Source organism: Amycolatopsis sp. lyj-109, from assembly GCF_046548995.1.
Classification (GTDB): Bacteria; Actinomycetota; Actinomycetes; order Mycobacteriales; family Pseudonocardiaceae; genus Amycolatopsis.
In genome coordinates this window covers 1-316 of the sequence record NZ_JAJPWR010000068.1, presented here as the reverse complement: position 1 = coordinate 316, position 316 = coordinate 1, and the positions used below count along the sequence as shown (strand labels likewise).

General features: G+C 32.9%; 1 protein-coding gene. It reads left to right on the top strand.

Going from position 1 to position 316, the window contains the following annotated elements; all coding sequences use genetic code 11:
• Positions 1-316, top strand: a 316-nt coding sequence (locus tag ACLJQF_RS48845) for a reverse transcriptase domain-containing protein (protein WP_410617524.1), incomplete at both ends; no start/stop codon positions are given.

The following is a 316-nucleotide window of genomic DNA, read 5'->3' as shown; positions in this document are numbered from 1 at the left end:
AATGGGAAAGGAAGAAGTAAAATTATCACTGTTTGCAGATGACATGATACTGTACCTAGAAAATCTTAAAGACACCAGAAAACTGTTAGAGCTCATCAATGAATTTGGCAAAGTTGCAGGATACAAAATTAATACACAGAAATTGACTGCATTTCTATATACTAACAATGAAAGATCAGAAAGAGAAATTAGGGAAGCAATCCCATTTACCATCACATCCAAAAGAATAAAATACCTAGGAGTAAACCTACCTAAAGAGACAAAAGACCTGTACTCTGAAAACTATAAGATGATGAAAGAAATCAAAGATGACACA